The 26,955-nt window shown below is 42.2% G+C and carries 15 protein-coding genes; 9 read left to right on the top strand and 6 right to left on the bottom strand.

Features of this window, described 5'->3' with window-relative positions; all coding sequences use genetic code 11:
• Positions 1-345: 345 nt before the first annotated feature.
• Together NPUN_RS20865 and NPUN_RS20860 are read left to right on the top strand one after the other, a co-directional pair.
• Positions 346-1,992, top strand: coding sequence for an alpha/beta hydrolase (locus NPUN_RS20865; RefSeq protein WP_012410480.1), 1,647 nt, complete (start codon positions 346-348; stop codon positions 1,990-1,992).
• A 1,038-nt stretch (positions 1,993-3,030) separates the two neighbouring features.
• Complete coding sequence (locus NPUN_RS20860) at positions 3,031-3,708, top strand: DUF6875 domain-containing protein (RefSeq protein ID WP_012410479.1); 678 nt, start codon at positions 3,031-3,033, stop codon at positions 3,706-3,708.
• Positions 3,709-3,915: 207 nt separating this feature from the next.
• Here the strand turns inward: NPUN_RS20860 and NPUN_RS20855 are convergent, their stop codons facing one another.
• The gene (locus NPUN_RS20855; protein WP_148220347.1) at positions 3,916-4,161 is read right to left on the bottom strand and encodes a hypothetical protein; all 246 of its coding nucleotides are present in this window, start codon (positions 4,159-4,161) and stop codon (positions 3,916-3,918) included.
• A gap of 273 nt (positions 4,162-4,434) precedes the next feature.
• Between NPUN_RS20855 and nifJ the strand changes: the two genes are divergently transcribed.
• Entirely contained in the window at positions 4,435-8,112 is a 3,678-nt protein-coding gene (gene nifJ / locus NPUN_RS20850) for a pyruvate:ferredoxin (flavodoxin) oxidoreductase (RefSeq protein ID WP_041565536.1), read from the top strand.
• A gap of 155 nt (positions 8,113-8,267) precedes the next feature.
• Here the strand turns inward: nifJ and NPUN_RS20845 are convergent, their stop codons facing one another.
• Both NPUN_RS20845 and NPUN_RS20840 read right to left on the bottom strand, forming a co-directional pair.
• On the bottom strand, positions 8,268-9,941 hold the full coding sequence (locus tag NPUN_RS20845) for a hybrid sensor histidine kinase/response regulator (protein WP_012410476.1): 1,674 nt from the start codon (positions 9,939-9,941) through the stop codon (positions 8,268-8,270).
• Between the two features lie 301 nt (positions 9,942-10,242).
• Positions 10,243-12,162, bottom strand: coding sequence for a GTPase family protein (locus tag NPUN_RS20840; RefSeq protein ID WP_012410475.1), 1,920 nt, complete (start codon positions 12,160-12,162; stop codon positions 10,243-10,245).
• A 215-nt stretch (positions 12,163-12,377) separates the two neighbouring features.
• Here NPUN_RS20840 and NPUN_RS20835 point away from each other — a divergent pair, with 215 nt between their 5' ends.
• The 3 genes from NPUN_RS20835 (at position 12,378) to NPUN_RS20825 (ending at position 15,383) form a co-directional block, all read left to right on the top strand.
• Entirely contained in the window at positions 12,378-13,694 is a 1,317-nt protein-coding gene (locus tag NPUN_RS20835; RefSeq protein WP_012410474.1) for an AAA family ATPase, read from the top strand.
• Positions 13,679-14,311, top strand: coding sequence for an RloB family protein (locus tag NPUN_RS20830; RefSeq protein ID WP_012410473.1), 633 nt, complete (start codon positions 13,679-13,681; stop codon positions 14,309-14,311). The genes NPUN_RS20835 and NPUN_RS20830 overlap by 16 nt, the downstream gene beginning before the upstream one ends.
• Positions 14,312-14,579: 268 nt before the next feature.
• Complete coding sequence (locus NPUN_RS20825) at positions 14,580-15,383, top strand: PEP-CTERM sorting domain-containing protein (protein WP_012410472.1); 804 nt, start codon at positions 14,580-14,582, stop codon at positions 15,381-15,383.
• A gap of 271 nt (positions 15,384-15,654) precedes the next feature.
• On the opposite strand, the gene ebsA is transcribed toward NPUN_RS20825, so the two are convergent.
• Complete coding sequence (gene ebsA / locus NPUN_RS20820; protein ID WP_012410470.1) at positions 15,655-16,029, bottom strand: type IV pilus biogenesis protein EbsA; 375 nt, start codon at positions 16,027-16,029, stop codon at positions 15,655-15,657.
• 905 nt (positions 16,030-16,934) lie between these two features.
• Here ebsA and NPUN_RS20815 point away from each other — a divergent pair.
• Entirely contained in the window at positions 16,935-18,341 is a 1,407-nt protein-coding gene (locus tag NPUN_RS20815; protein WP_012410469.1) for a glycosyltransferase family 2 protein, read from the top strand.
• A 66-nt stretch (positions 18,342-18,407) separates the two neighbouring features.
• Here NPUN_RS20815 and NPUN_RS20810 read toward each other — a convergent pair whose 3' ends face one another.
• The gene (locus tag NPUN_RS20810) at positions 18,408-20,531 is read right to left on the bottom strand and encodes a DNA polymerase III subunit gamma/tau (RefSeq protein WP_012410468.1); all 2,124 of its coding nucleotides are present in this window, start codon (positions 20,529-20,531) and stop codon (positions 18,408-18,410) included.
• Between the two features lie 353 nt (positions 20,532-20,884).
• Here NPUN_RS20810 and NPUN_RS20805 point away from each other — a divergent pair, with 353 nt between their 5' ends.
• Both NPUN_RS20805 and NPUN_RS20800 read left to right on the top strand, forming a co-directional pair.
• On the top strand, positions 20,885-21,571 hold the full coding sequence (locus NPUN_RS20805) for a hypothetical protein (RefSeq protein WP_012410467.1): 687 nt from the start codon (positions 20,885-20,887) through the stop codon (positions 21,569-21,571).
• Positions 21,572-21,741: 170 nt separating this feature from the next.
• The gene (locus NPUN_RS20800; RefSeq protein WP_012410466.1) at positions 21,742-25,701 is read left to right on the top strand and encodes a CHAT domain-containing protein; all 3,960 of its coding nucleotides are present in this window, start codon (positions 21,742-21,744) and stop codon (positions 25,699-25,701) included.
• Positions 25,702-25,769: 68 nt separating this feature from the next.
• Here the strand turns inward: NPUN_RS20800 and recR are convergent, their stop codons facing one another.
• A complete protein-coding gene (gene recR / locus NPUN_RS20795; protein WP_234711150.1) occupies positions 25,770-26,327 on the bottom strand; it encodes a recombination mediator RecR in 558 nt (185 codons plus the stop codon).
• Positions 26,328-26,955: the final 628 nt, after the last annotated feature.

The raw sequence follows: 26,955 nt of genomic DNA, 5'->3' as shown, positions 1-26,955 counted from the left end.
AAAATTTTATGAGAACATCAGCCGGCAAAAAGTGCAAATTGGAGATGCATAGTTTACCGCCGCAGGCATCGCTTCATCTGTTCTACAGTTTCTTTACAGTATTAAACCTAGCGGAGAAACAATCAGACTTTTGTGGCTGTTAACACTGATTCATGCTCAAATTTTTTAGCTGTAATGAATTCTACAATTCGTTACTTTTGATGAGCTTTGATTGCTTTGAGCAGATTGGGGCGATTTCTACCGAGTTCAGAGAAAAATCTGCTTTGATTTCTGGGCGATTAAAGGGGTAGTCAAATACACAAATATTCGTTATATTCCCCTAAGTAGCAGTTGGTATAAATATTTATGGGAAGAAGTTGGAGAAGTCTTAAGACAGTTGCAGGTTTCTTTAGTGCAATTGTACTTACACAGTTTGGGGTAAATACTTCGGCTATTGCGGCTGAAACCGTTGTTGTGCGTTTGGGTTTATTTACAGAATCCATCTCACTTACTGAGTTGCAAAACGCTGCCAAAACAGGAGAATTGCCTAGGAGCTTGCAGTCTTACGCTAAAGGATTATCTGAACAACAACGCCGCTTCCTATTAGGGGCACTAGGTATGAATATACCGATGAACGTTGTCACCATTAATAAGTTGCTTAATACTCAGATTGGCACAACTATTCTCAATGACTTCGCTACAGCCTTAGCCCGAAAGGACAATGCTGGGGTACAAGCACTGAGAGGAGGATTGGTATTAGGCTCTACTGCGCCAGGGGGTCTTTCTATATTGAGTTTTATCGCGGCTTATCCGAGTAAACGCTTAGAAATTGATTTACCAAAAGCTTTCATAGTTGCAGGGAATTTGAATACAGCTTTTTGGCGCACGCAGCAATTTATGGTAGCTATTGCTCCCCGACTCGACTCGACAACATCGCAGATTGCTTTCCCTTTTGATCCCAGCCAACCAGGAACGGCTCAAGTAAAAATACTCAACTTAAGCCTGAATGATCAAAAGCGCCAACGCAAAATTCCAGTTGATATTTACTGGTCAAATGATGCAACTGCCAATAAACCCTTAATTGTCTTCTCTCACGGCTTAGGATCAGTCCGCACGGACTTGCGTTACCTGGCAGAACATTTAGCATCTCACGGTTATGTAGTAGCTGCTTTAGAACATCCTGGTAGTAATGAGGATAATATTAATTCTGCATTACAAGGCAAAACCAGACCTGTGAAGCCTCAAGAGTTTTTAAATCGCCCTCAAGATGTTAGTTTTGTTCTCGATGAATTAGAAAAGCTCAACCAAACGACTAATCATCCCCTACAAGGGAAACTTGCGACCATGAACGCGATGGTTGTTGGTTATTCTTTTGGTGGTAGTACAGCTTTAGCACTTGCGGGAGGGGAGTTACAACTAGAACGGCTCAAACAACGCTGCAAAAAGAACTTGGCTATCTTAAGTCTAGGAGAAGCTATGCAGTGCATCGCCCAAGAACTGCCAGAAAATACCTATCAATTACGGGATACAAGAATAAAACAGGCGATCGCTCTCAATCCTACAACTTCTCTGATTTTTGGCGAAACTGGGTTAACTAAGGTGCAAGTTCCTACTCTAGTGTTAGCAGGTTCCGCAGATAAAACCACCCCAGCTTTAACTGAACAGATTGTGGGATTTGACAAAATTCCATCCCCCAAATGGCTAGTTGGTATAGTTGGGGGTACTCATCTGAGTGTAAAAGACCCCAGTAAGACTATGGATCAAATCGGACAACCAAATACACCCATTAGTGGCGGTGAAGTTGTAGGCGAACAAGCAGCAGATATTCGCAAGTACCTTAAAGCTATAACTTTAGCGTTTGCTGCACAGATGACTCCAGAAGCTAAAAACTACGCTATCTTTCTGACATCAGATTATGCCCAGTTTGCTTCGACTAAAGCATTTCCATTTCGCCTAATTACGCAGATTCCTTCTAATGCTATGCCAGTGGTGAAAGAATTTGGTGATAAATAAGGAACTGGCAATTAAACAAATATTTAATTCTGTAAGGGAGGCAGTTACTACAACCTTGGTTCCCAAACTTGTAGTAACTGGCCTTGTCTTAGTAGAAAGGACAGCATCATATCGATCTATTTAGTCTGCTGCAGTTAATTATACAAATTATCTCTAGATTGTACTGAATAATTCTTAAATGCTCTTTTCCTTTGCGTCCTTCTCGGGGAGATATAGCGCGTTGGCGCAAGCCTCTCGTATAAATGGGGTTCATTTAAATTAAGCGCATCTTCATGAAGAATAGCGGAACTTACGCATTCACAGGAAAGACCAAATATAGATCAATACGCTTCAGTTAGCGTCAAAAAGCATAAATTGTGTAAAGCCGATTCATGTAGATATAAAGCGGTTACTCTACGGGTTCTCCAATGGAGTACCCACAGGATATTGCCCCTACAGCACAGGTCTATTTACCATCAGAAAATGATTAATAAAAATCCGATATGGCATATTTCTGCTGATACAGAACATGATTCCTCTGTACAGTGCGTAAATCCTATATAAGTATATTATAGCACTCAATATTATTCCTTCTTTAGTGAAGACACCAGGGAAAAACGGCAAAAACAACTATTTAGACAGAAGTTTGTTTGTATAAAATTGTACTACATTGATGTTAAGCTGTTAAATCAGAACTAAAGTTTTACAGTAAAAATAACTATTTGGATATAAACTTTATAATATCTTTGTTGAAAATCATGGAAGCTTAAAAGTGTAAAAAAGTAGGAGAATGCTACTGGATAATACATTATGTATGTCTCTCAGCTCAAATGCCAAAAAGCAATAATCATAACTTGCTTTGTGTGAAAATATCTTTATGTATTGATTGGTGTAATTTTTTTGAGTTACAAAAATGCCTTAGCATTTTTATCTACTACAAGCTATAAATGAACCAAAAAGAAAAAGATCAAGGCTTGTTTTGTTTAGTTAGATAATAGTTAGTTTCAAGCACACAATTTGGATTCAGATTTCAGAAATTCCTTCTATTTCATTAAGCTGATGCAACTATATACAATTCTTGAAATCGAACAACTCCAGGAATACGAAGACCGTCCTTACTTACTTGAAACTATAGAGTGGGTGAAAAGTTTTTTAGCAAGACCTCATCCTAAGTTAGGAAGACCCGGCGCAGTTTGCCCTTTTGTACCTCACTCTCTCAAGTCAAACAGTATTCGTCTAGCAGTTATTCGTACCAAATATTTGTATCCAGAACAACTAGAAGAGATTGTTGGAAGCTATAAAGACATCTTTCTGAAAATGGAAGTTAAAGAGCAGGAATTAGCAATAAACAAAGCTTTTTTACTTATTTTTCCTGATGTCCATATAGAAGATGCTTGTAAATTAATAGATAGTGTCCAACAAAAACTTAAACCTTTGTTTGTTGAATCAGGACTGATGATAGGAGAATTTCATAAACGTAATGAAACTCCTGGTATGCACAATCCAGACTTTCGTCCACTTCGTAGCCCTATACCCTTATTGGCTATACGGTTTATGGTTGAAGCTGACCTCCCCTTTCTTCTGAGTCCGGTCGATCCACGCTTACGTATTAGATATTTGGAAGCTTATTTAAAGTGTTTTGATCATAAATTTACGGATGAAACAAAGTTTAAAAATGCTCATCAAGCATTGGCTTTAGCCAAGGAGCAACTTAAACAAGGAAATCTGGTGCATTAGTCAAAATTCAGAATTATGAATACTCTATCCATGAACAAATAGAAATTTCTAAATGGAAGGTGTGTTGCACTGTTGCTAACACACCCTGCTGGCGTGGCAAGGCTAAAATGTTGTATTAGATTTTGTAGGTTGGTGTCGAAACAATACTTCTCGGTTAAGCATTATTAACTCGGAATCGGGTTTGGGGGAAAGGGTAAAGGGTAAGGGTTAAAGGTTTTCAAATCCTTCACCGACCTGTTTTATTCCATCATCACTAACTGTTCCGTAAATAATTTTTTGTGTCATATTTTTCTTGATTTTCTCATCTGGAAATTTCTCTGTATAGTATACCTGCCAAAGTGTATCAATGCGTTTAGGGCACACTAACCCATTCTGTTGTGTTTGTGAATAGGTCAGGATTTGCAGCAATTGGTACATGGAGCGATCGCAGTTCAGCTTGAGTTTAGCGAACAAAAAGATTCCCGAACCTATACCCCACAAAAAAGAATTAATTATCTCAAAGCCTTATCTAATCAATACTTGGGTTATTGAGTACATGATTAAGACATATTAATAGATGCGCTATTTCAGATGAGATATTCATATATGCAGTATTTATTTAAAGTTCACTGAAAAGCGCATAAGAAACTGCTTGCTTGGCAATGCCTAGCTGACTCTGGCTATTTTTAATTCTTCTATTTACGTGTTCTGATAATGCAGTTGAGAGACGGGGACAAAAATCATATTATGAACAAAACATTTGCAACCATTGATGGAAATGAAGCTGTCGCCCGTGTTGCTTACAAACTAAATGAAGTAATTGCCATTTATCCCATTACCCCCTCTTCAGCAATGGGTGAATGGGCAGATGCTTGGTCAGCAGAAGGTCGTCCCAACCTCTGGGGTACTATTCCCAGTGTCGTGCAGATGCAAAGCGAAGGGGGAGCAGCTGGTGCTGTGCATGGGGCATTGCAAACAGGTTCCCTGAGTACCACCTTTACGGCATCTCAGGGATTATTGTTGATGATCCCCAACTTCTACAAAATTGCTGGTGAATTGACTAGTGCTGTGGTTCATGTTGCCGCGCGTTCCTTGGCTACCCACGCTTTATCAATTTTTGGCGACCATAGTGATGTGATGGCAGCTCGTGCTACTGGTTTTGCCCTGCTGTGTTCCGCTTCGGTGCAGGAAAGTCAAGATTTTGCTCTCATCGCCCATGCTGCGACTTTAGAGACGCGAGTCTCGTTTATGCACTTCTTTGACGGCTTCCGTACTTCTCATGAAGTGCAGAAAGTTAAACTGCTTGCAGATAATGATTTGCGATCGCTCATCCACGATCATCTCATACTCGCCCACCGCAGCCGTGCCCTCACCCCAGATCGTCCAGTCTTACGAGGTACAGCCCAAAACCCCGATGTCTACTTCCAAGGACGGGAAGGCGCTAACCCTTACTACAACGCCTGTCCAGAAATTATCCAGCGAATCATGGATCAATTTGGAGAACGCACGGGGAGGCATTACCAAATCTATGAATATTACGGCGCTAACGATGCCGATCGCGTTATTGTTCTTATGGGTTCAGGTTGTGAAACCGTCCATGAAACGGTAGATTACCTTAACGCCCGTGGGGAAAAACTGGGTGTAGTGAAAGTGCGACTTTACCGCCCCTTTGATGTCCAAAGGTTTGTTGCAGTATTACCAAATAGCGTAAAAGCGATCGCAGTTCTCGACCGCACCAAAGAAGCAGGTAGCGCCGGAGAACCTTTGTATTTGGATGTTGTGGCTACTATCCATGAGGCGTGGGGAGATAAGAGAGGAGGGGGGGCAGGGGGACCAGGGGGAGCAGGGGAGGCAGGAGGAGAAAATACTTTCTCATACCCTAAAATTATTGGTGGTCGTTACGGTCTTTCTTCAAAAGAATTTACGCCGGCGATGGTGAAGGGCATTTTTGATAACCTTGCCGAAGTTAAACCGAAGAACCACTTTACTATTGGGATTAATGACGACGTTAGTCATACTTCCTTGAGCTTTGACCCTAACTTTTCTACAGAATCGGATAACGTTGTCAGGGCAATGTTCTATGGGTTGGGTTCAGATGGGACTGTTGGGGCTAACAAAAACTCTATCAAGATTATTGGTGAAGAAACCGATAATTACGCCCAAGGCTACTTTGTCTACGATTCCAAGAAATCTGGCTCAATGACCGTTTCTCATCTGCGCTTTGGTAAAGAGCCAATTCGCTCCACCTACTTGATTGACCAAGCCAACTTTATTGGTTGTCATCATTGGGGATTTCTAGAACGCATAGATATTTTGAAGGCTGCTATTCCTGGGGCGACCTTGCTGCTTAACAGTCCATACAATGCAGATAACGTCTGGGAGAATTTGCCGTTGAAGGTACAGCAGCAAATTATCGATAAGCATTTGAAGTTATACGTAATCAATGCTAGCCAGGTTGCCCGTGAAAGTGGCATGGGTGGAAGAATTAACACTATTATGCAGGTCTGTTTCTTTGCCTTAGCCGGAGTCTTGCCGCAAGAAGAAGCGATCGCTAAAATCAAACAAGCGATTGAGAAGACTTATGGTAAAAAGGGCGTAGAAGTTGTCCGCATGAACTTGCAAGCTGTAGATAACACATTAGGCAACTTGCATAAAGTAGATGTCCCACAGACAATCAAAAATCAACAATCCACAATCAACAACCCAAGATTGCTAGACTCTGCTCCCGAATTTGTCCGGGAAGTTCTGGGCAAAATCATGGTGTGGGAAGGTGATGATTTACCTGTTAGCACACTACCTGTTGATGGCACATTCCCTGTAGGTACTGCCAAGTGGGAAAAACGTAACGTTGCCGAAGAGATACCTGTGTGGGAGCCGGATGTCTGCGTTCAGTGTGGTAAGTGCGTCATGGTTTGTCCCCACAGTGCTATCCGCGCCAAAGCTTATCAAGCTGATGAGTTAGTCAATGCACCAGAAACCTTTAAGTCAACTGGTGCAAAAGATAAAGACTTTGCCAATCAAAAATTTACCATTCAGGTAGCCCCAGAAGATTGCACCGGATGTACGATTTGTGTAAATATTTGCCCTGCTAAAGATAAATCTGAGCCATTGCGGAAAGCGATTAACATGGCGCAGCAGTTGCCTTTACAAGAGCAAGAGCGGAAAAACTGGGATTTCTTCTTGAGTTTACCTAATCCTGACAGGCGATCGCTAAAATTAAACCAGATTCGCCAACAACAACTGCAAGAACCTTTATTTGAATTCTCTGGTGCTTGTGCAGGTTGTGGTGAAACACCTTATTTAAAATTATTAACACAATTGTTTGGCGATCGCGCCGTCATCGCCAATGCAACAGGTTGTTCTTCAATCTATGGTGGAAATCTCCCTACAACTCCTTGGACAACAAATGCCCAAGGACGCGGCCCCGCGTGGTCAAATAATTTATTTGAAGATAACGCCGAATTCGGTTTTGGCTTCCGTCTCTCCCTCGACAAACAAGCTGAGTTTGCAGCGGAATTGTTGCAACAGTTGGGAAGTGAAATAGATGAAAACCTTGTCTATTCCATCCTCAAAGCTGAACAAAAATCTGAGGCTGACATTTGGGAACAGCGCGAAAGAATAGAACTTTTGCAGCAGAAGTTAGATGAAATCGTAACTTTCGACCCCAATCGTTCGACTGAGCGACTTGCCTTGAGCGGAGCCGAGGTAAGCCGAAGTCTAAAATCCAAAATCCAAAATCTCAAATCCCTTGCTAATTACTTGGTGAGAAAAAGCGTCTGGATTGTTGGCGGTGATGGTTGGGCTTATGACATTGACTTTGGCGGCATCGATCATGTAATTGCCAGTGGTCGAAATGTGAACATCCTAGTAATGGATACAGAAGTGTATTCTAATACAGGCGGTCAATCTTCTAAAGCTACGCCACGAGCCGCAGTTGCTAAATATGCCGCCAGTGGAAAGCCTGCACCGAAAAAAGACTTAGGGATGATTGCCATGACCTACGGAAATGTCTACGTAGCGAGTGTAGCCCTTGGTGCTAGAGATGAACATACTCTCAAAGCATTTTTGGAAGCAGAAGCCTATGATGGGCCATCAATAATTATTGCTTACAGTCATTGCATCGCCCACGGCATCAACATGACCACAGGGATGAATCATCAAAAAACTCTGGTAGAATCAGGTCGTTGGTTGCTGTATCGGCATAATCCAGAGTTGCTTAACCAGGGTAAAAATCCTTTGCAATTGGATATGCGATCGCCTACGCAATCTGTAGAACATTCGATGTATCAAGAAAATCGCTTCAAAATGCTCACCAAGAGCAAACCCGACGTTGCCAAGCATTTGTTACAACAAGCGCAAGCTGAGGTAAATGCCCGTTGGCAGATGTATCAATATTTAGCAAAGCGTGATATTCCCACAGCTTGAATAAGAGGCAAGGGGCAGGGGGAAGGGAGCAGAGGGAATAGGGGACTCGATCGAACTCTTGGAGAGGCTGTGCCAAAGATAAAGCTCTGTTACCACTTCGCTAGTAAAAGTAATTTCCTCCTTCCCCCTGCTCCCTGCCCCCTGCCTACCTACGCTTACGCACTCACCAGAAAGTATCGATCAATTTCTGCTGTAAGGATTTCAAAGTCCACAGGCTTAGTCAAATGGCATTTGAAACCAGATTTAAGCGCAAGCTCCTTATCTTCCTGTCCACCGTAGCCGGTGAGTGCAATCAGAATTGAGCGAGTAAATTTAGAGTCTTTACTCAGTTCCTGTGCAACGGCGAATCCATCCATTTCGGGTAGTCCAATGTCACAAATAATCACATGAGGCTCCAACTCCCTTGCTGTTTCTACCCCTGAAATTCCATTCTTGGCAATGGAAACTTCATGCCCGAAATGCTCAAGTACTGCTTTTAATGTTGTAGCGGAATCGTCATTATCTTCAATCACTAAAATCTTCAACGATTTTTTAGCCGCCTCCATAGTCTCCAGATCGTTGTCCAAGGTTGTAATCTCTTCGCATACAGGGAGAGTAACTTTGAATTCTGCCCCCAAATTGATCCCTCTACTTGAGGCTTCAACATTACCACCATGAAGTTCGACGAGACTTTTTACTACCGAAAGTCCCAAACCTAGCCCGCCTCTCGAACGGTCTAAACTGCGATCGGCCTGGGTAAACGGCTCGAAGAGTTCTGGTAAGATTGTCGGTTCTATCCCTATACCTGAGTCTCTTACAGATAAAGCTGCTAAACTGCCTGAGCCATTTTCACCTGGAATATATAAGAGATCCACCCAGATCGTCCCATCTGGTTTTGAAAACTTTAAGGCGTTATCAAGAAGGTTCCCAAAGATTTGAAAGAATCGCGTTGGGTCAACATAAGCCCATACGGGCGTGTTTGGCAAGTCTTCTACTACGTTAAGGTTCGATCTCTTTATTGCTTGTGCATGGTCATTGAGACTTTGGCGAACCAATTCTACTAGATTAACCTTCTCAAGGTTTAATGAAATCTTCCCGTAAGTGATGGACGATACATCGAGTAACTCATCGATTAATTTCGAGAGGTGCTTAATCTGGTGCTGCATCATTAAAACTGTTTCTCCAACTGCGCCAGTCTCGCCCAGTTTCAACTTGAGAAGCTGAACCCCGTTCGAGATGGGGGCAACAGGATTCCTCAACTCGTGAGCTAGCATCGCAATGAATTTGTCTTTCAGGGCGTTTTGGTTCGTAAGTTTCTGGAAAAGTTGAACGTTTGCGATCGCCACTGCTGTAGTGTCGGTCAAAATCTCAAGCAGTTCTATTTCTTCAGAGGTCGCTAGGTGTGTTCTACTCCAGTAGGCTCCGATCGCACCCAGTGGATCGGCAATCCGTATGGGAACCATCACTAAACTCTTAACAAAAGTTACTTTATAGGCATTAATAGGAATTCGAGCATCCTGGTAAATGTCCTCAATCACAGCTGCTTGCTTATTGAGCATTGCCCAACCGGAGATGCAAGATTTGAGCGGAAAACGCATACCTTTCCAAAGTGGCCCGATGGCGTTTTCATCAACATAGTGGCAACATTCACCATCCCGCAGTACAAAAGTTACTCCATCAGCATTGGTGAGATCCCTAGCAGCCAAACGCACAATCTCAATAATTTCCTCAATAGTCCGCACACAAGCCAAATCTTTCACGACCAAAAGCAGCCGATTATAAGACGAAATGCTATAGCTCTGATGTAAATTCTGTTCTTGAGAAATGGAGATGTCTAATATATTTTTCATAAATAACTCCGAACAAAAGGGATGTCTGGATAAACACTCAGGTAAAGCGGGTAGGTTTCAACAGACACCTACTCTTAATCGTAATCTTAACTTTGATGTCAATAGTACGAGATATCGCCGTATTTTGCGTTCTGTTTTTTACAGGTATAAATATACTCCATTAAGCAAATATGCTTAGTTGACCAAAGGAGCTAATGCAACTTGTGGTGTTTAATAAGACTGGGGGAACGTGGCTAGTAAAATCGCTATTGAGGCGTACCAGAATGGAAAATGCGGGCATTAATTCCTCAACACAGACAAATTATTTGGCAATTGACAGATAATACTCAAATCGCTCCCGGAGTTGTTCAACCGTTAGATTCTGAGTCCAGTACTCCACTAGGGCGTGACCAAATGCCCAGGCATTGCGATCGGGTGAAGTGGAATTTTCTAGCAGTAGCGGCCAGAGGGATAGCAATTCAAAGTTGAGCGGGTTAGGGTTAGCTATATTCAAAAGCGAGAAAAGCTCATATCCCATTTGGAGTTTGCCAATCACAATCGGTAACTGTTCCACGGGAATTTGTTCTGCCAGCATATATGCTAGCGCTGGAGATCCGGTTGAGAGCGTAGAAACAAACTGGAGGACGGGACTTTTGAGCAATGCCGTTAGTCCTTGAGTTGTCGCCATCTGGAAGGTGTAGTGGTCGATGATTTTGGCAGCAGCGACGGTACGGGCTTCAAGGTTACGCAAAAATCGGGCGAGACGGAGTTGCTTGGTAGGTGCGATCGCATCTACTAATCCCAGTGAAAGCGTATCCACTCCCCAGGCAACTCGACCTGTTTTGCTGTCACCTGTAACCAGGGGTAGAACTAGATTACAGAATTTTCCCAGCAATTTGGCGCGATACTCAGTAGCTTCTCGAATGGCAATTTCTTTTGGGCGATCGCCCCATTCCCAATCATAAGGCGGTTGCCATTCGCGGATGGGACGCAGCCGATCTACTTGAGTGACGATCGCGATCGCAGGTAAATCCGCAACTTCTGCTTTGATGTCTTGCAGAAAGTCTACATCCATTTGCAGAGCAGGATCGAGGGCAGGGGTGACTAACAGCAGCAAATCTGCATCGATAGCATAATCAAGCACCAGGTTTCGCAGATCGGCATGGTTGACTTGTTCGTAGCCAGGTGTGTCCAAAAGCGTCAAGGTTTCACCACTTTGAGTTTGCCATTGATAATTTTGAATGCGATCCGTACTGGGCAAAACATCAACGGCCGCTAAATCTGCCTGAAATAGCGTGTTAATCAGGCTACTTTTTCCTGAACCTGTGCGCCCCACCAGCAGAATATTCACGGGTTTTTGCTCAACTACCTCGGCTGGTTGAGCTTGAGTCAGTATTTCTCGCAGTGTTTGGGTTTTTGCCTTGGATAAAGTTGGTGTGGATACTACGGTTGCTGAAACTGGTAATTTGCTACGTCCATAGAGGGCGATCGCCTGCCGACACAAGTTTTTCAGGGCAGCTTCCCGAAATAGCTGGTTCAAATTCCCCAATAATTGTTGAGTTGCTTGGTTACTAGAACCCTGACTGGCTTGTTTTGCCACCGCCGCCACCGGATTTAAAAGCCACTGTGCCCAATTCCAAGCTTTCCAAAATTTTCGAGCCGATGGTTCCAACTTTCGGTAGACTTCATATCCTTGGTATGCTTGTCCAACCGTTACCTGATTAAGAACAGGGGATAATTTTTGCATCCACTGATCCATATCATCCACCGTTCCCCGAATCAGCCCGTAAGCCTGGGGGACGTAAATGTTCAGCAGGGGATATTGAATTTGAGGATTGTAGATATGAGCGATCGCTACGACCAAATCCTGGCATCGCGTCCAAAAAGTTTGCCAGTCTTCCCAAATCGGGCGATCGCTTTGTGACGCTTGCAGAATCTCTTGGAGTGCGGCTTCTGCAAGCTTTGTGACATCGCTTCCTGCTGGTGGTCTAACTGTATCCTCTGCTGCCGATTCTAATTCTTCTTGAACTTGAGCTAATACAGCTTCCACTTGGTTAACAGCTGGTTGAGTCCATTTGACTAGCAGCCAACGCCAACCAACGAATAAAAGGGTAAACACACCCCAAATCCAACTAATACCCCACGCATGAATTTGCGAACCAGCGGCTACCAGTAAAAAAATAATGATAAACGCGATCGGGATTGCCAAAACCACCCACTGCCACGGTTTTAATCGCACCATTGCCCCATACCTGCTTTGGTTAGACTGCTTATATTCCTATTGTCGATCTAAATCTGGTGGTGAGTTCTGCATTAATGAGTGTATTAAAGTGTAGTAATAGCTTACACTGGCTGCAAGTTTATGTGATTTGTTGTGGTAGAAGTGGAGATTTGCTTACCTTTAAGATAATATTTACGTGAATAAATCACAAAAAACTGACTTGTGGGCGTTAAATTATGCTTGTAGATTTTACAGTCGAAAACTACCGCTCAATTAAAGAACCTGTAACCCTAAGTGCGGTTGCTCAAAAACAAAGCGATCGTCAGACAAGCCAAAGCAGCAAACGTAAACGGGTAAAGTCAGATCATGAAATTGCACCTGGATATCATGTTGAAGGGTGGGACATTGAACTTTTACCTGTTCTTGCAATTTTTGGAGCTAATGCTTCAGGCAAGAGTAATGTTATCCAAGCTCTGGATTATCTACTAATCATGATGGCTTATGGCACACAACAAGCAGTTGCATTCCAGAGAATTTTAAAACATGTAAAACTAGATCCTTTCAAGTTAGATAGCATCTCTGCTCAAAAACCTACAAGATTTGAATTAAGAACTTTGTTAGATAATAATATTTATACTTATTCCCTAGTAATCAATCAAAATCATATAATCTCAGAAAAGTTAGATTATGCTTTAAACACAACTAAGCGGACTCGTCGTTTATTTAATCGTCAATGGGATGAAATTAGTAAAAAATTTATCTGGAAAACTGGGGACGATTTTGCTGGCTCCCATAATCAACTCCAGGATAATATTAGAGAAAATGATTTATTTATTAGTACATTAGTAAAACTAAAGGTAGATGTAATTGAGTCTTTTTTACGCTGGTTAAAAGCTCGCTGGCTTGGAATTAATTTGGGAAATGAAAAGTACGATACTACCTCGATTACATTACTGCAAGGTACTGATAATCCCATAGTAAATGAAATTTTTGAAGAAGCATTGAAAATTGTACTAAAATTTGACACAGGATTGTCAAGAATCGATATGGTAAAGAAACATGATGATCCAAGTGACTACAATATATATGCTATACATAATACCCATGACGGTAATTTAGTGGCTTGGCTTTTTGATGAAGAATCTCTTGGAACTCAACGCTTATTTAGTTTAGCATTTCGGATAGTACTAGCTCTTAAAATAGGAGGATTGACAATTGTCGACGAATTAGGCACAAACATTCATCCTAATATTGTAAGAAGTATTATCAGAAGATTTCAAAATCCTAAAACAAATCCCAAACGCGCTCAATTTATTTTAACTAGTCACGATAATACATTACAAAGAAATAACTTATTGCGCCGCGATCAAATTTGGTTTACACAAAAGCGAGATGATCAAAGCACTGAGTTGTATCCTTTGACTGATTTCCATGTGCGAAATGATTTGGCAATTGATAAAGCTTATTTAGATGGTCGTTTTGGAGCCGTTCCGTTTCTCCCATCTGAAGAGGAAATGATTTTACAGGGTGATGAGCAGTGCCAAGAAAGTTAAATCGTCGCCCACCTAGCAGGAATATTGCTCAGAAAATACTAATTGCTTGTGAAGGAAGTAAAACAGAACCAATTTATTTCAATAGTATCCGCAATGAATTACGTTCATCAACTTTAGATATTATTGTATTGCCTCATCAAAACAAAACTGATCCACGTAGCATTGTTGAAAGACTCATCGAAGAACGACAGCAGAGAAAAGATAACCAGCAGTGGAGTAAAGAAGATGAGGCTTGGGCTGTTTTTGATGGAGATGAGCATATTGAAAAGAGTCTGGAAAATTGGCAAAGTGCAATAAATCGGGCTACAAGCCAAAAGATTAATCTCGCAATTACAAATCCTTGTTTTGAACTCTGGTATCTAATTCACTTTCAAGACCATTTTGCACAAATCAATCGTGATAGGTTAGTTAATTTACTCGGCAAGCATATACCCAACTATGACAAATCAATGTGCTTATATCCAAAACCCTTGAAATCATTAACTGAACAAGCAATTCAACGTGCTGAAAAGATGGCAAAGCAGATAGAACGGAATGAATTATCTGAGCATTCAAATCCCTGCTGTAGTGGCTTGCCTAAACTGATTAGTAGTTTATTAAGCTTAGAAAATAGTTAGAAAAATTTATCTGCATTACATGATTGTACAGAATAAACGCTAGTTAAATTCAGCTAAAAAAACTAAAATTAATAGGCTTATGATAAATCTTGTTTGAATTGAATCACAATCTAGATAAAATGTTCCCGCTTTTGATCAAAATATTTTTTGTTTTCGATGAAGCTTACTTCACAAACTTGGGAATAATAAACTGTGCCTGAGAAAAATTTTAAATAAATCTCAACGCATTAGGTGTGTTTTTATCGGCGCTTCAAGGAGCAAGTTGTTAATGAAAGTAAGTTCATCAGGGATTAAGCTAGGTGGTGCAATTCTTAGCGGAAGTTGTTTAGCAGCAATGACGATCGCTTTAAGTGGAGCAAGTGCTTTCGCCGCTCAATTCATTACAATTGAAAGCACTGGCACATTATCAGGAACAATCGAACTTCCCAGAAATAATCCCAATTTCAATAACAGTATTACTCGTATTGATACGGATGACACTGGAACTTATTACCGGAACTTAGGTACTAACAATAATCCTAATTATGTTCCTGTATACCAGTCAGACTATTTACAGGTAGAAACACGCTCTGATGGAAGTCTGCATTACTTTGTTGACTTTAAAGGTATTCCCTTTGTCTCGTTCGATGGTGTTCTCACATCGCCGGTTCTCTCTGGTGGTCAGTTAACACCCTATAAATACCAAGGACAATTAGCTGGAACCAAATTTCAAGGAGTAGTTCAGGATGAATTTAATTTCATAAAAGCCTTATACAGTGGTACTGTCACCGATCCAGACACCGGAAAGCAGTATCAGGGCACTTTTGAAGTAAGTGGATATGGAGTGCGATATAGCGATCGCAATGGTAACTCAACTCCCACAGTTTTTGATTTCCAGTCTGATATCCCAGGTTCGCCAACAGTAACATCCTTGAACATCACTAACGCTACCCTGGCGAATTTAAGAATCAAAGTACCTATTGATGAAACTTCTATTCCAGAACCAGCTAGCGTTCTCGGCACCTTTTTGGTAGCTGGTTTTGGTATGGTTTTGAAAAGAAAAAAACACATCTGCTCTAAGAAGATATTTTGAAAGTATTGTATGACTAAGAGTGATTACTACACAAAGCTGAGTCCATCTCCTGAAATAACCAAAACCAAGGTTTTTCTAACTTATAGAGTTGGGTAAGTAAGGTTTCATGTAGCTGTGACTTAATAGTTGCCCAGGTGAGTAATAAATTAAACTTTAAAAACATCTTCATAGAAGAAGATGTTTTTAAGATGAGAAGTTGTAAGTTTTATAATCACATAGGATAGTTTTAAAAACGAGCCGAACTAGCAGAAGTCCGGCTGAATTTAATCAATCAATCATCTATACGCAGTAGCTTGCGGTAAAACGGTTGTGAGAAATCGGTCAAGCGATGGCGTTTATAGTTGTCCATAACTTCAATTAAAAAATTAATAAACTCGAAACTGGCCATCATAAGTTCGTAACTCAAGTCAGCATTTCCATCAAACTGAATTCGGCAACGAGTTAAGTCTGAGGGTAAAGTAGCAACATTCCAAGATGCGACAAAGGGGACATGTTCGCTAGCTTCTATCTTCCGGTGTCCCTCCAAAACCCCTTTTTGATAAAGACTGATGGCATAGGGTAAAAAATTGCGCTTAGTGCCTTGGACGTAAGGTAAGTAAACACTGGCTTGTTGTTGATTAGCAGGCTGGAGTTGCTCAATAGACATGGTTAAATATTCCTCAAGTTAGCTGGCAACTAGGGATATTAGTGGATATTAGTAGTGTTCCCAAAAGATGTGTCTAAAGAACACAGTAGAAAGAGAGAGTGGGGAGCAGGGCAATACTTTTCGGTTAAACCCAATAATCTCTCTTTTGGTCTGGGGAAAGGTTAAAGGGGAAAGGGAAATTCAAACCCTTTCCCTTTCCCCTTTCCCCCTTAACCGAAAAGTATTGGGCAGCAGGTGGCATTGGGAATCCCTTCCCTGCGGGACGCTACGCGAACGGCTTCTCTACGAGACGCTACGCGTTAAGCGAAGCTATGCCGTAGGCTTTACGCTCAGGGCAAGTGGGAATTGGGCATGAAAAAGAGACAAGGAAGAGGGGGAAGACTTGTTCAATAATTTCCCCTTGTCCCACTATTCCCCGCCCCTCTGCCTCTTTTCATGCTCCATAAATGAAGTTACTGCTAAGAAATATTAAAATTTCGGTTACAATAAGGCTGCATTAACTTTGATTGCAGATGGGCGCAATAACACAACATGAAAAACCCACACTATAAAGTTGTGGATGTTATTATTGCTGTTTCTCCCAACAACAAGCTGCTGTCACCTTGGTATCACTTTGCCTAAACCGGAGTTCTCATTAGAGAAAGTCCGGCTCTACATGCTTCCTGCCCAAGTGGGTATCACAGGAATCAAGCCTCTGTTTAAGAGTAGTAAACGTGGTTAATGCTAAGTAATTACCCAGAGTGACAGTGACAATAAAAGTAGTCCCGGTGGCTTTTGGCTTAGGGATAGCGGGTATTGCAGTTTGCCCATTCCGATAAAAATCGGGAAAAGTAGCTTAGGGATATTTGTCCGTAAAATTACTAACTGTAGACAAATACTGGTTTTTGAATCAAGCAACCTAACCTATGCCAGCGAATTCCTGGCCCGAAGAAGATTCTTATCAAGAGCTTGATCCGCTCAACTCCTTGTTATCTGACCTATCAGTAGATGAGGAGTTAGTGTTAGAGACAGATCCTGTGTCTCTACCATCCCGGTTTCAAGGTCGTAGAGGCAAAGCAGCTCTAGTCTTGACTATCGTCTGGAGTGGCACGATCGCTCTACATTTAGTTTCTTGGGCTTCCATATTTATTCTAGGACTGACCACCATTCTAGGATTTCATGCCTTGGTGGTCGTGTTTACTAAATCCCGTCGCTATCCAAAAGAAATACAGGGAGATTTGCCCTTTGTATCTGTATTAGTGGCTGCGAAAAATGAAGAGGCAGTAATTGCAAAATTAGTCAAAAATCTTTGTAATCTGGAATATCCAGGTGGGCAGTATGAAGTATGGATTATTGACGATCGCAGCAGTGATAGCACGCCACATTTATTAGCAGAACTAGAGCAGAAATACGATCAACTGAAAGTATTAAGGCGTTCAGCAGAAGCTAGTGGCGGCAAATCAGGGGCGTTGAATCAGGTGTTGCCTCTAACAAAGGGCGGCATCATAGCAGTATTTGATGCTGATGCTCAAGTGACACCAGATTTGCTGCAACAGGTAATACCTTTATTTCAGAGGGAAAAGGTGGGGGCGGTGCAGGTGCGAAAAGCGATCGCCAACGCCAAAGACAACTTTTGGACTAAGGGGCAAATGGCCGAAATGGCACTTGATACCTGGTTTCAGCAACAGCGCACTGCCCTTGGTGGTATTGGCGAACTGCGGGGTAATGGTCAATTTGTCCGGCGTTCAGCCTTGGAAAGCTGTGGTGGCTGGAATGAGGAAACTATTACCGATGATTTGGATTTGACAATCCGCTTGCATTTGGATAAGTGGGATATTGAGTGTGTTTTCCATCCAGCAGTGCAAGAAGAAGGTGTGACAAATGCGATCGCACTCTGGCATCAGCGTAACCGGTGGGCAGAAGGCGGTTATCAACGCTATCTGGATTATTGGGATTTAATTCTCAAAAACCGTATGGGAACGCGCAAAAGCTGGGATTTGCTGATTTTTATGCTGATTATGTATATCTTACCTACAGCAGCAGTACCAGATTTGTTAATGGCGATCGCGCGTCATCGTCCACCAATGTTAAGTCCCATTACAGGCTTGTCCATTTCTATGTCGATGGTAGGGATGTACACAGGTCTAACGCGCATACGTCAAGATCAGAAATTCTCACTTTCTACATATCTTACGATGCTAGTGCAAACCCTACGTGGCAGTTTATATATGTTGCACTGGTTAGTCGTCATGAGCAGTACTACTGCCCGGATGTCAGTAAGACCAAAGCGGCTAAAATGGGTGAAAACCTTGCATACGGGGCATGTGGAATAGCCCCTTTGGGGAATTAAAAATTAAAAATTAAAAATGCAAAATTACCAAAAATAATTTTGCATTTTTTTATTCATCATCAACTTCCGATTCCTCTACCCATTCAGGTGTAGCTATGGAATCGGAGAATTCTGTTGAATCCTCAGTAAAACGGATAATTTGTCCGTTGAAGAATTCTGCTAGACGTTGAGCTGCGATCGCTACTTCATCAATTTCCCAATCAGGTGCGGGTGTTCGCTGTGGCGGTGGAGGCAAAGTTTGCGCCCCATTTCTATTTGCCCCATTTCTATTTGCCCCGTTTCCATTTACTCCATTTCCATTTACTCCATTTCCATTTGCTCCATTTCCATTTGCTCCATTTCCATTTTTTGCTAGCGGCTCGGTTCTTAGTGGCGCTGGCGTTGCTGGCTGTGGTACTAGCGCTGGAGGCGAAATTTGCTGGTTGTAACTAGGAGTAGCTGGTTGCTGAACGCGACTAGAGTCTTTTGGCGGAGGATTTTTTTTAGCTGAAGTGGAGTTTGAAGAAATTCCTTTTTCTATATTTATCTGGATTTCACGCTGGAAAGTCTGCTGGAAAGCTGCCGTAATCATCGGTAGATAAGATTTACCCTTGTCATACCATGCCTGTTTGATAGCAATTCGAGCCATAACACCGTCGAACTCTATAAGTTGGCTCATTTGACGCAGCATTTCTTGCCTTGATTTTGGCTGGAGGTTAGCAAGCACCTGTTGCCAAACCTGAGTTAAATCATATTGTGCTTCTCCAACAACTTCTGAAGTTACTGCTTCAACGATCGCAGATGGTACAGGAACAGCAACAGGTTCTGGGGTTGGTGGTGAAACTGAGTTTGCAGCAGAATTGTGATTTTTTTGCTGTTCAACTGCGCCAGATGAAGTGACAGGCTGATTTTGGGCAATCGCTACATGATGGTTTGTGGTAACAGAGCCTTGTCGAAGTGTAGAATTATGATTTGTTTGCGGTTCCGCTACCGGTAAAGAAGAGACTGCATGATTTTGGGTAACTGCTGGAGGATAGCTTGGAGATACAGCAGGTGGGATAACTCGCGGCGCGATATTTGGGGCTTGTGGTTGAATATTCGTCGTTGCACTAGGTAACAATCCTAGTAATGTTACTTCCAACCATAAACGCGGCTGAGTACTGTTTTTAATTTGCACTTCAGCTTTTCGCAGGTGTTCCTGTCCTGCCAAAATCATGGTCATATCGAAGTATTGAGCAAACTCAACCAACGCCGTCCAGGTTTGCTGAGTACAAGCAACCAAATCGTGGCGGTTGGGTGCTGTTTTGGCTATGAGTAAATCGCGGTAGAAAGCGGCGAGATTTTGCAGAAAAGTTAGGGGTTCTCGACCACGATCGAGAATTTTGTGGGTACTGTCAAGAACTGCTTCGGGTTTATCTTGAGCGATCGCATTTAGAAGTCCCAGCAAGTCCTGTTCGCTTACCGTCCCGACCAAATCCCAAACTCTATCTGGTGTCACAACACCTGCTAACAAACCCAATTGATCGAGCAAGCTTTCGGCATCTCGCAACCCTCCCTGAGAAAGTTGGGCTACCAGGGTTACAGCTTCGGGTGAAATATGAATATTTTCTTTAGAGGCGATCGCACTTAAATGCTTAACCATCGCCTCTAATTGAATACGTCTAAAATCAAACCTTTGACAGCGCGAAATAATCGTTGGTAACACCCGTTGCGGGTCTGTTGTCGCCAATACAAAAACTACGTGTCTCGGTGGCTCTTCTAGGGTCTTAAGTAGCGCATTGAATGCCTGGGTACTGAGCATGTGACATTCATCGATTACATAAACCTTGTAACGACACTGCACAGGAGCAAACTGGGCTTTTTCAATCAACTCACGGATATTATCGACACCAGTGTTACTAGCAGCATCGATTTCAATTACATCTAAGGCGTAACCCTTGGTGATTCCTTGACAAACATCACACACGCCGCAGGGTTCAGCAGTGGGGCGATCGCTTTTGAGACAATTGAGAGATTTAGCTAAAATCCGGGCACTAGAAGTTTTCCCCGTACCTCTTGGCCCAGTGAATAAATAGGCGGGGGCGATTTTGGATGTGCCGATCGCATTCGTGAGGGTGGTAGCGATCGCCTCTTGTCCCACGAGTTCAGCAAAACTTTTGGGGCGATATTTATGGTGCAGGGGTTCGTAAGACATGGAAAAATAGACTTCAATGCCTTTCAACGTTAATTAGTAGCACCGAGTCGAGTTTGGGATTCAATTATTTTAAACTCTCGTACCTGCTTTCTTCATCGATGTTGCTATAGCGCTTACACTCAACTAATGCCGTCAATTTTGGCACTCAGGAAAGCAAACAACCAGATCATAATTTTTTACTATGATTTCAACATCAATGTATCGGAATTATAGCATAGCATTTAGTACATTTGTTCTTGTCAAGAGTCGGAAGTTAGGAAAAAAGAACTAATGACAAATGACAAAGAACTAACGTCATAGTCCAGTGCGATCGCTACAATTTTATAAATAAGCAAAACTCGATGGTGCAGCAGATGCTCAAGCGGCTATTTCAATGGCTCAAAAAGCTTTTTCAGAGCTTGTTCGGTGGAAAACAGAATGTCTCAAAATCTAGAGGGAATATCCCAAAAGAACCAGCACCACCCCTAAGCGATACGGATTTGGAATTTCTCTTCACCGAGCTGTTGCAAGGAGTACATCAAGCACGAGGGGAAGCCTGGGCGCAAAAGTGGCTGCATAATATTGAACATCGGATTACAACTGAAGATTGGGTTCAGTGGTTAGGGCGCTTTGGTGAAAAATTGCTAGCATCACCGACACCGAATAATGAAATAGCTGCACGGCTAGTACAACTAGGTGAGTTGGACATTGGAGAAATTGGAGATGTTGCCTATAGTATTGGAATGCAGTTATTGACACGCAATCAAGGCGAACCAATTTGGGAATATGAAGGGCCAGATGCTTTTAGCACGACTTTACAATCTGAGCCAACCGCTCCCATATCAGAGTCAGCAGATGCGCCAGAGAATCCCCCAGAGGGAGAATATCAAACTGTCACCCTAGAAGAGTTGTTTGTAATGTTGCAGGAGGATGAAAACTTACGCCAGCAGATTGCCCAACAGCTTGCCGTTGAGACAGACGATCCACAAGTGCTTGTCCAGGCATTGATAAATCAATTGTATCCTGCTGGTCAATCGACTACAGAGCAAACAGAAAATTAGTCGAATCGGGAATTGTAACGTTGTAATGCTTTACTCTTGAATTTTGGTATATTTTTTGCTAACCTGCGACGGAAGCGCTGTCCTAATCTAATGGATTTTTACGTAATTGATGATTTTTTTAACACAACGATGGCTACAATCTAGAAAAACAAAATCCAATAGTGTGGCAGATGCTCAGGCGGATATCGCAGTCGCTTAAAAGGCTTTTAAAGCGCCTCATTGAAAGTAAGCAGGCTAGTTCTCTCAAGGGTGCAAGAGGACACAATCTGGTGGAGATACTACCAGAACTAACCAATGCGGATCTGGAACAATTGTTTATCCAATTGTTAGAAGGCGTGCATCAAGCACGAGGACGACAGTGGGCATTGAGGTATCTGCAACGGGTCGAAAATCGAATTCCGGCTGAACGCTGGATAGATTGGTTGGTGACGTTTGGCGAAAGCTTGCTAGCTTCACCTGCGCCGAATCCTCTTTTAGCATCACAGATGGTGCAATTGGGGGAACTTGGTGTTGGCAGAATTGGAGATGTTGCTTATGACATTGGCATCCGAATGATGCAAAACTCACCTACACAGATAGAGGATGAGGAGAATTATCCAGAAGCGGGCTTAGAAATTACTCCTGAACAATATGGGGTAGAAATCGCTCCTGGGGAAGAACTGATCGGCAATTTAGGCGAGCAGTTATGGGAGTATGATGAGCCAGATGTCATAGAAACTACTCCTGGGGAAGAACTGATCCGTAATTTAGGCGAGCAGTTATGGGAGTATGATGAGCCAGATGTCGTAGAAATCACTCCTGGGGAAGAACTAATCCGCAATTTAGGCGAGCAGTTATGGGAGTATGATGAGCCAGATGTTGTAGAAATCACAACCGATGAAGAAATTATCCCAATTTCGCCTGGGCAAGAGCTAATTCGTAGCTTAGGTGAGCAGTTATGGGAATATAATGTGCCAGATGTTGAACCAATCACGCCAGCATCTGAAAATGTCTCTTTTGAGGAAACATTCACCGAAAATTTAGAGGAACTGGTATTGGAGTATGAAAGGGAAGAAGCCCAAACCACAATACCCGCAAATCTCCCTCTCCCCGCAAAGGAAGATTCAATCACCTCATTAGCCCAACTGAGGTTCGATGATGAAGAAGTTGTTCAAAGTACAACAGGAGTAAATCTCCTTTCTACTAGGCCAAGAAGTGAATTAACAACTTCTTCTCCCTCAGTGGAAAACTGGGATAGCGCTTTGACAAATTTAGAGCCAAATGTAGCTAATACATTAGATGAGTTGTGGGTGAAATTGGATCAGAGTACCAATTTAGTCCAGCAGCTTGCTTCTAACTTGGCAGTTCAAAGCAGTAATTCTCCTGGTATTATTGAGCGACATAGCAATAATCCGATTACTAACGCTCAAGGATGGTTTTACCAAGGTCTAAGCCAAGCGAAAACAGGTGATTTGTTAGGCGCGATCGCATCTTACGATCGAGCTATTGAACTTCAACCTGAATTCTCAGAGTATTGGTTTAATCGAGGCTTGATACTGTTCCATTTAGAACGTTTTGAAGAAGCGATCGCATCTTACGAAACCGCCATAGAACTAAAACCCGACTTCTACAAAGCTTGGTACAACCGGGGTGGAACTCTCGGGGAATTAGGATATTTTGAAGAAGCGATCGCTTCTTTTGACAAAGCCATAGAAGTCAAGCCAGACTACCAAGAAGCTTGGTCTAGCAAGGGTTTGGCGCTACTGAAGTTAGGTTGGCTACCAGAAGCTATTTATAGTTACGATCAAGCGCTGCATTTGGAACCAGAAGACCAGGAAAACTGGTATCACCGAGGGATAGCCCTAGCTGTAGGCGAACAATTTGCAGAGGCGATTATATCCTACGACAAAGCCCTAGAAATTAACCCAGAGTACCACGAAGTTTGGATAGACCGGGGTGTAGTGCTGTTTAATCTAGGAAGGTGGTCAGAAGCGATCGCCTCCTGGGATAAAGCCCTTTCAGTTCAAGCCGACTTCTACTTAGCTTGGTACAACCGAGGTATAGCATTAGACAACTTAGGTCGTCGCCAAGAAGCGATCGCTTCCTATCGCCAAGCGATCGCCATCAAACCTGACTTCCACTTAGCTTGGTATAATCAGGCAGTAGCGCTGTTTTATTTAGAACAATTTGCCGAAGCGATCGCTTGTTATGATAACGCTTTGGAAATTAAACAAGATTATTGGGAAGCTTGGATTGGTCGGGGAACTGCGATCGGTAATTTAGTAAATTCTGACGCATTGCTGAATTTGTCGAGTAATATAACGGCGGCAAATCCCGCCCTACAACAGGGCGGCTACGAAGGAAAATTAGCCAGCTACGAAGAAGGGTTAAAACATCTGCGGACAGATACCCACCCAGAAGGTTGGGGTAGATTGCATCTGGCGATCGCTAATACTTATTACGACCAAGGCAAGAAACATCCCAATCCCCGCGATTATTGGCGCAAAGCTGCATCTGAGTACCATCAGGCGTTGTTAACGCTGACACTAGAATATTTTCCCCTGTTCCACCTTGAGGTTTTGCAATCTCTAAGCAAAGTACTGATGGGTTTGGGACAAACAACACAAGTTCAAGAATTGCTACAACGCGGTACAGATTTATTGCGACAATTGCTGAGTGAAGAGACTCGCTCAGACGAAAGTAAAAAACAGCTAGCTTTGAAATTTGCAGGCTTTGATCAATTGGCAGTTGATTTAGCAGTAGAGTCTGGTGATTTAGTTGAAGCTTGGGAAATTGCCGAACAGGGCAAAAATGCTTGTTTAAACTGGCTACTTTCTGGCTGGAATAATAATTTTTACTCGCCCCATTATGGCGCAATTCAACAACTATTTAATCCCACAACAGCAATTATTTACTGGCATATTAGTCCAGTCGCCCTACATACTTTCATTCTCAAAGACCAAGCGCCATCACCGATTCTCCTGTTTACACCCATGCAAGATGCTGGGGCAATACCTTTAGGAGAAGACGCTATTCGTCTCAATGAATTGCCGCTACCTGAAGCAGTGCAACGCCTAATTGAATTTGAAAATTGGCTAGAAGATTGGCATCAACAATACCAAGAATATCGCACCACAGCCCAAGACAAAGAAAGTAAAAGCCAGCATTCTTGGCGAGTGGATATGGAACAGAAGCTAGTGCAGTTGTATGGCATCTTGAATATTTCCACAATTGCCCAGGAACTCGAAGGCATCACCCAACTGGTTTTAATTCCTCACCGCGACTTGTACAGATTGCCCATTCATACGCTTTTTCATCTTTCTTCCCCATCCCAAGAAGAGTTGCCGAATGTGGAGTCCAATTTCACCGTCACCTATCTACCTAGTGCCCAAATAGGTTTATCAATAAGAACTGAAGATATTTGGCAATGGCAAAATCAGTTATTGCTCAGTGTTGAACATCCTGAAAGTGCAGGTTATCCTCCACTAAAATTTGCCAAACTCGAATCTGAAGTTGTGAGCCAGATGTTCAATAATATCCAACGAATTCAGGGAGCAGAAGCTACAAAAAATATTGTTGAAAATGCCTTGTTTGATAATTACAATATTTTTCATTTTACAGGTCATGTCACTAATAATTTAGCTGAACCCAAAAAGTCAGAATTAGCATTAGCAGGTGAAGAAAAACTGACTCTAGATGAAATTTATCAACAAAATCTATCAACTTACAACCTGATTACTCTCTCTGCGTGTGAAAATTTAAGTATTAACAACCACACTATCAGCAGTGAATATGTGAGTTTAGCCAGTAGTTTTGTAAGTCAGGGTGTGCCTCATATAGTTAGTACTCTCTGGAGTGTAGAATCTTCAGCTAGTGCCTTGGTAATGATAGAATTTTATCGGAGATTACAGCTTAATAAATCAGCAGTTACTGCCTTAGCGGAAGCAACACGGTGGCTGAAAGAACTAACTGCTGGAGAACTGACAAAATGGTATGAAGATATTTTGAATAATCTGCATCCTGAAGAATTACGGATTCAAACTTATTTAGCGACGCAACTATATAGAAATAGTAAAATGGCATCAGATAAAAATCTTTATAATCATCCTTACTACTGGGCAGCATTTACAATTACGGGTAAGCCTAATTAATACTTTGGGGTAGGGACAATTCATGAATTACCCCTACCTCAAAATGTTTATAAACCTTTTAATTAAGCTTAATCTAACTCCCTGCGTCCTTCCAATGCCCTTGCCAGGGTCACTTCGTCGGCGTATTCCAAATCACCACCTACAGGCAAACCAAAGGCAATCCGCGTCACCTTGGTAAATGGTTTCAGTAGCTGACCTATATATAGTGTTGTTGTTTCCCCTTCTACGCTGGGACTAATTGCCAGAATCACTTCTTGAGGCTTTTGTTGATTCACCCGTCGCTGCAAAGCCAGTATATTCAACTGTTCTGGCCCAATTCCATCAATTGGAGAAATCACCCCACCCAAAACGTGATATTTGCCTTTGTATTCGCGGGTTTTTTCCAGCGCAATTACATCGCGGGGATCTGCTACGACACAGATAGTATTGTTGTCACGGTTGGCATTGCGACAGATTTCACAAACAGGTTCAGCAGATAAGTGAAAGCAAACAGAACACAAGCCTATCTGTTTTTTGGCTTCAATTAAAGCTTGTGCCAAAGCTTCTACTTCTGCTTCTGGACGCTTCAAAATATGCAAAGCCAGTCTTTGGGCAGATTTAGGGCCAACTCCCGGCAGGCGTTGCAATTGCTCAATTAACCGTGCTAAAGGGCGTGCGTAAACCGTTGTCTTATCTCCAGAATGTTTTACCTTAACTATGATGACATTTTTCAGGTACTTCCATCTGTCTGGTATGGCGTTTATTATGGAAGCTTTTGAGCCTATCAAGTTGGCGAGGTTAACTGTAAGATGCGATCGCTTACTTACAGACATTTTTAGGTAATTATACCACGCGCTAGGTGCAATTCATGAATTGCACCTAGGACAGATCTAGTTCAAATAGATGAAAACCGCTTTCATCAATGTAAAATTTAGTCTGCAATTTAGCATAGTTGGTGGATACACGCACATACAAATATTTATGTGTATATTTTTATTTACATCTGAATAATTTTTATTTATTGGGGTGATAGCTATTTTGTAGAAGTGGCTCATATTCAACAAAACAATACGTTTAATTTTAGACAATTAATCTAGCAATGACACCTTAGCGTAGCGAGGCTAAGTCCAGCCGAATTAAATTTTGCGTCTTCCGAAATAGGCTATTTCAGAGTTGTATTTAAAATGTGTAACCTCAATTAATTCAAACAAAATAGATGAATTGTTGATTGAGTATTCTCAGGAATTTGTTTTAGAAAGAACACTTGTACTTACT

Source organism: Nostoc punctiforme PCC 73102 (genome assembly GCF_000020025.1).
Lineage (GTDB): Bacteria > Cyanobacteriota > Cyanobacteriia > Cyanobacteriales > Nostocaceae > Nostoc > Nostoc punctiforme.
This window is presented reverse-complemented; position numbering and strand designations above follow the sequence as displayed.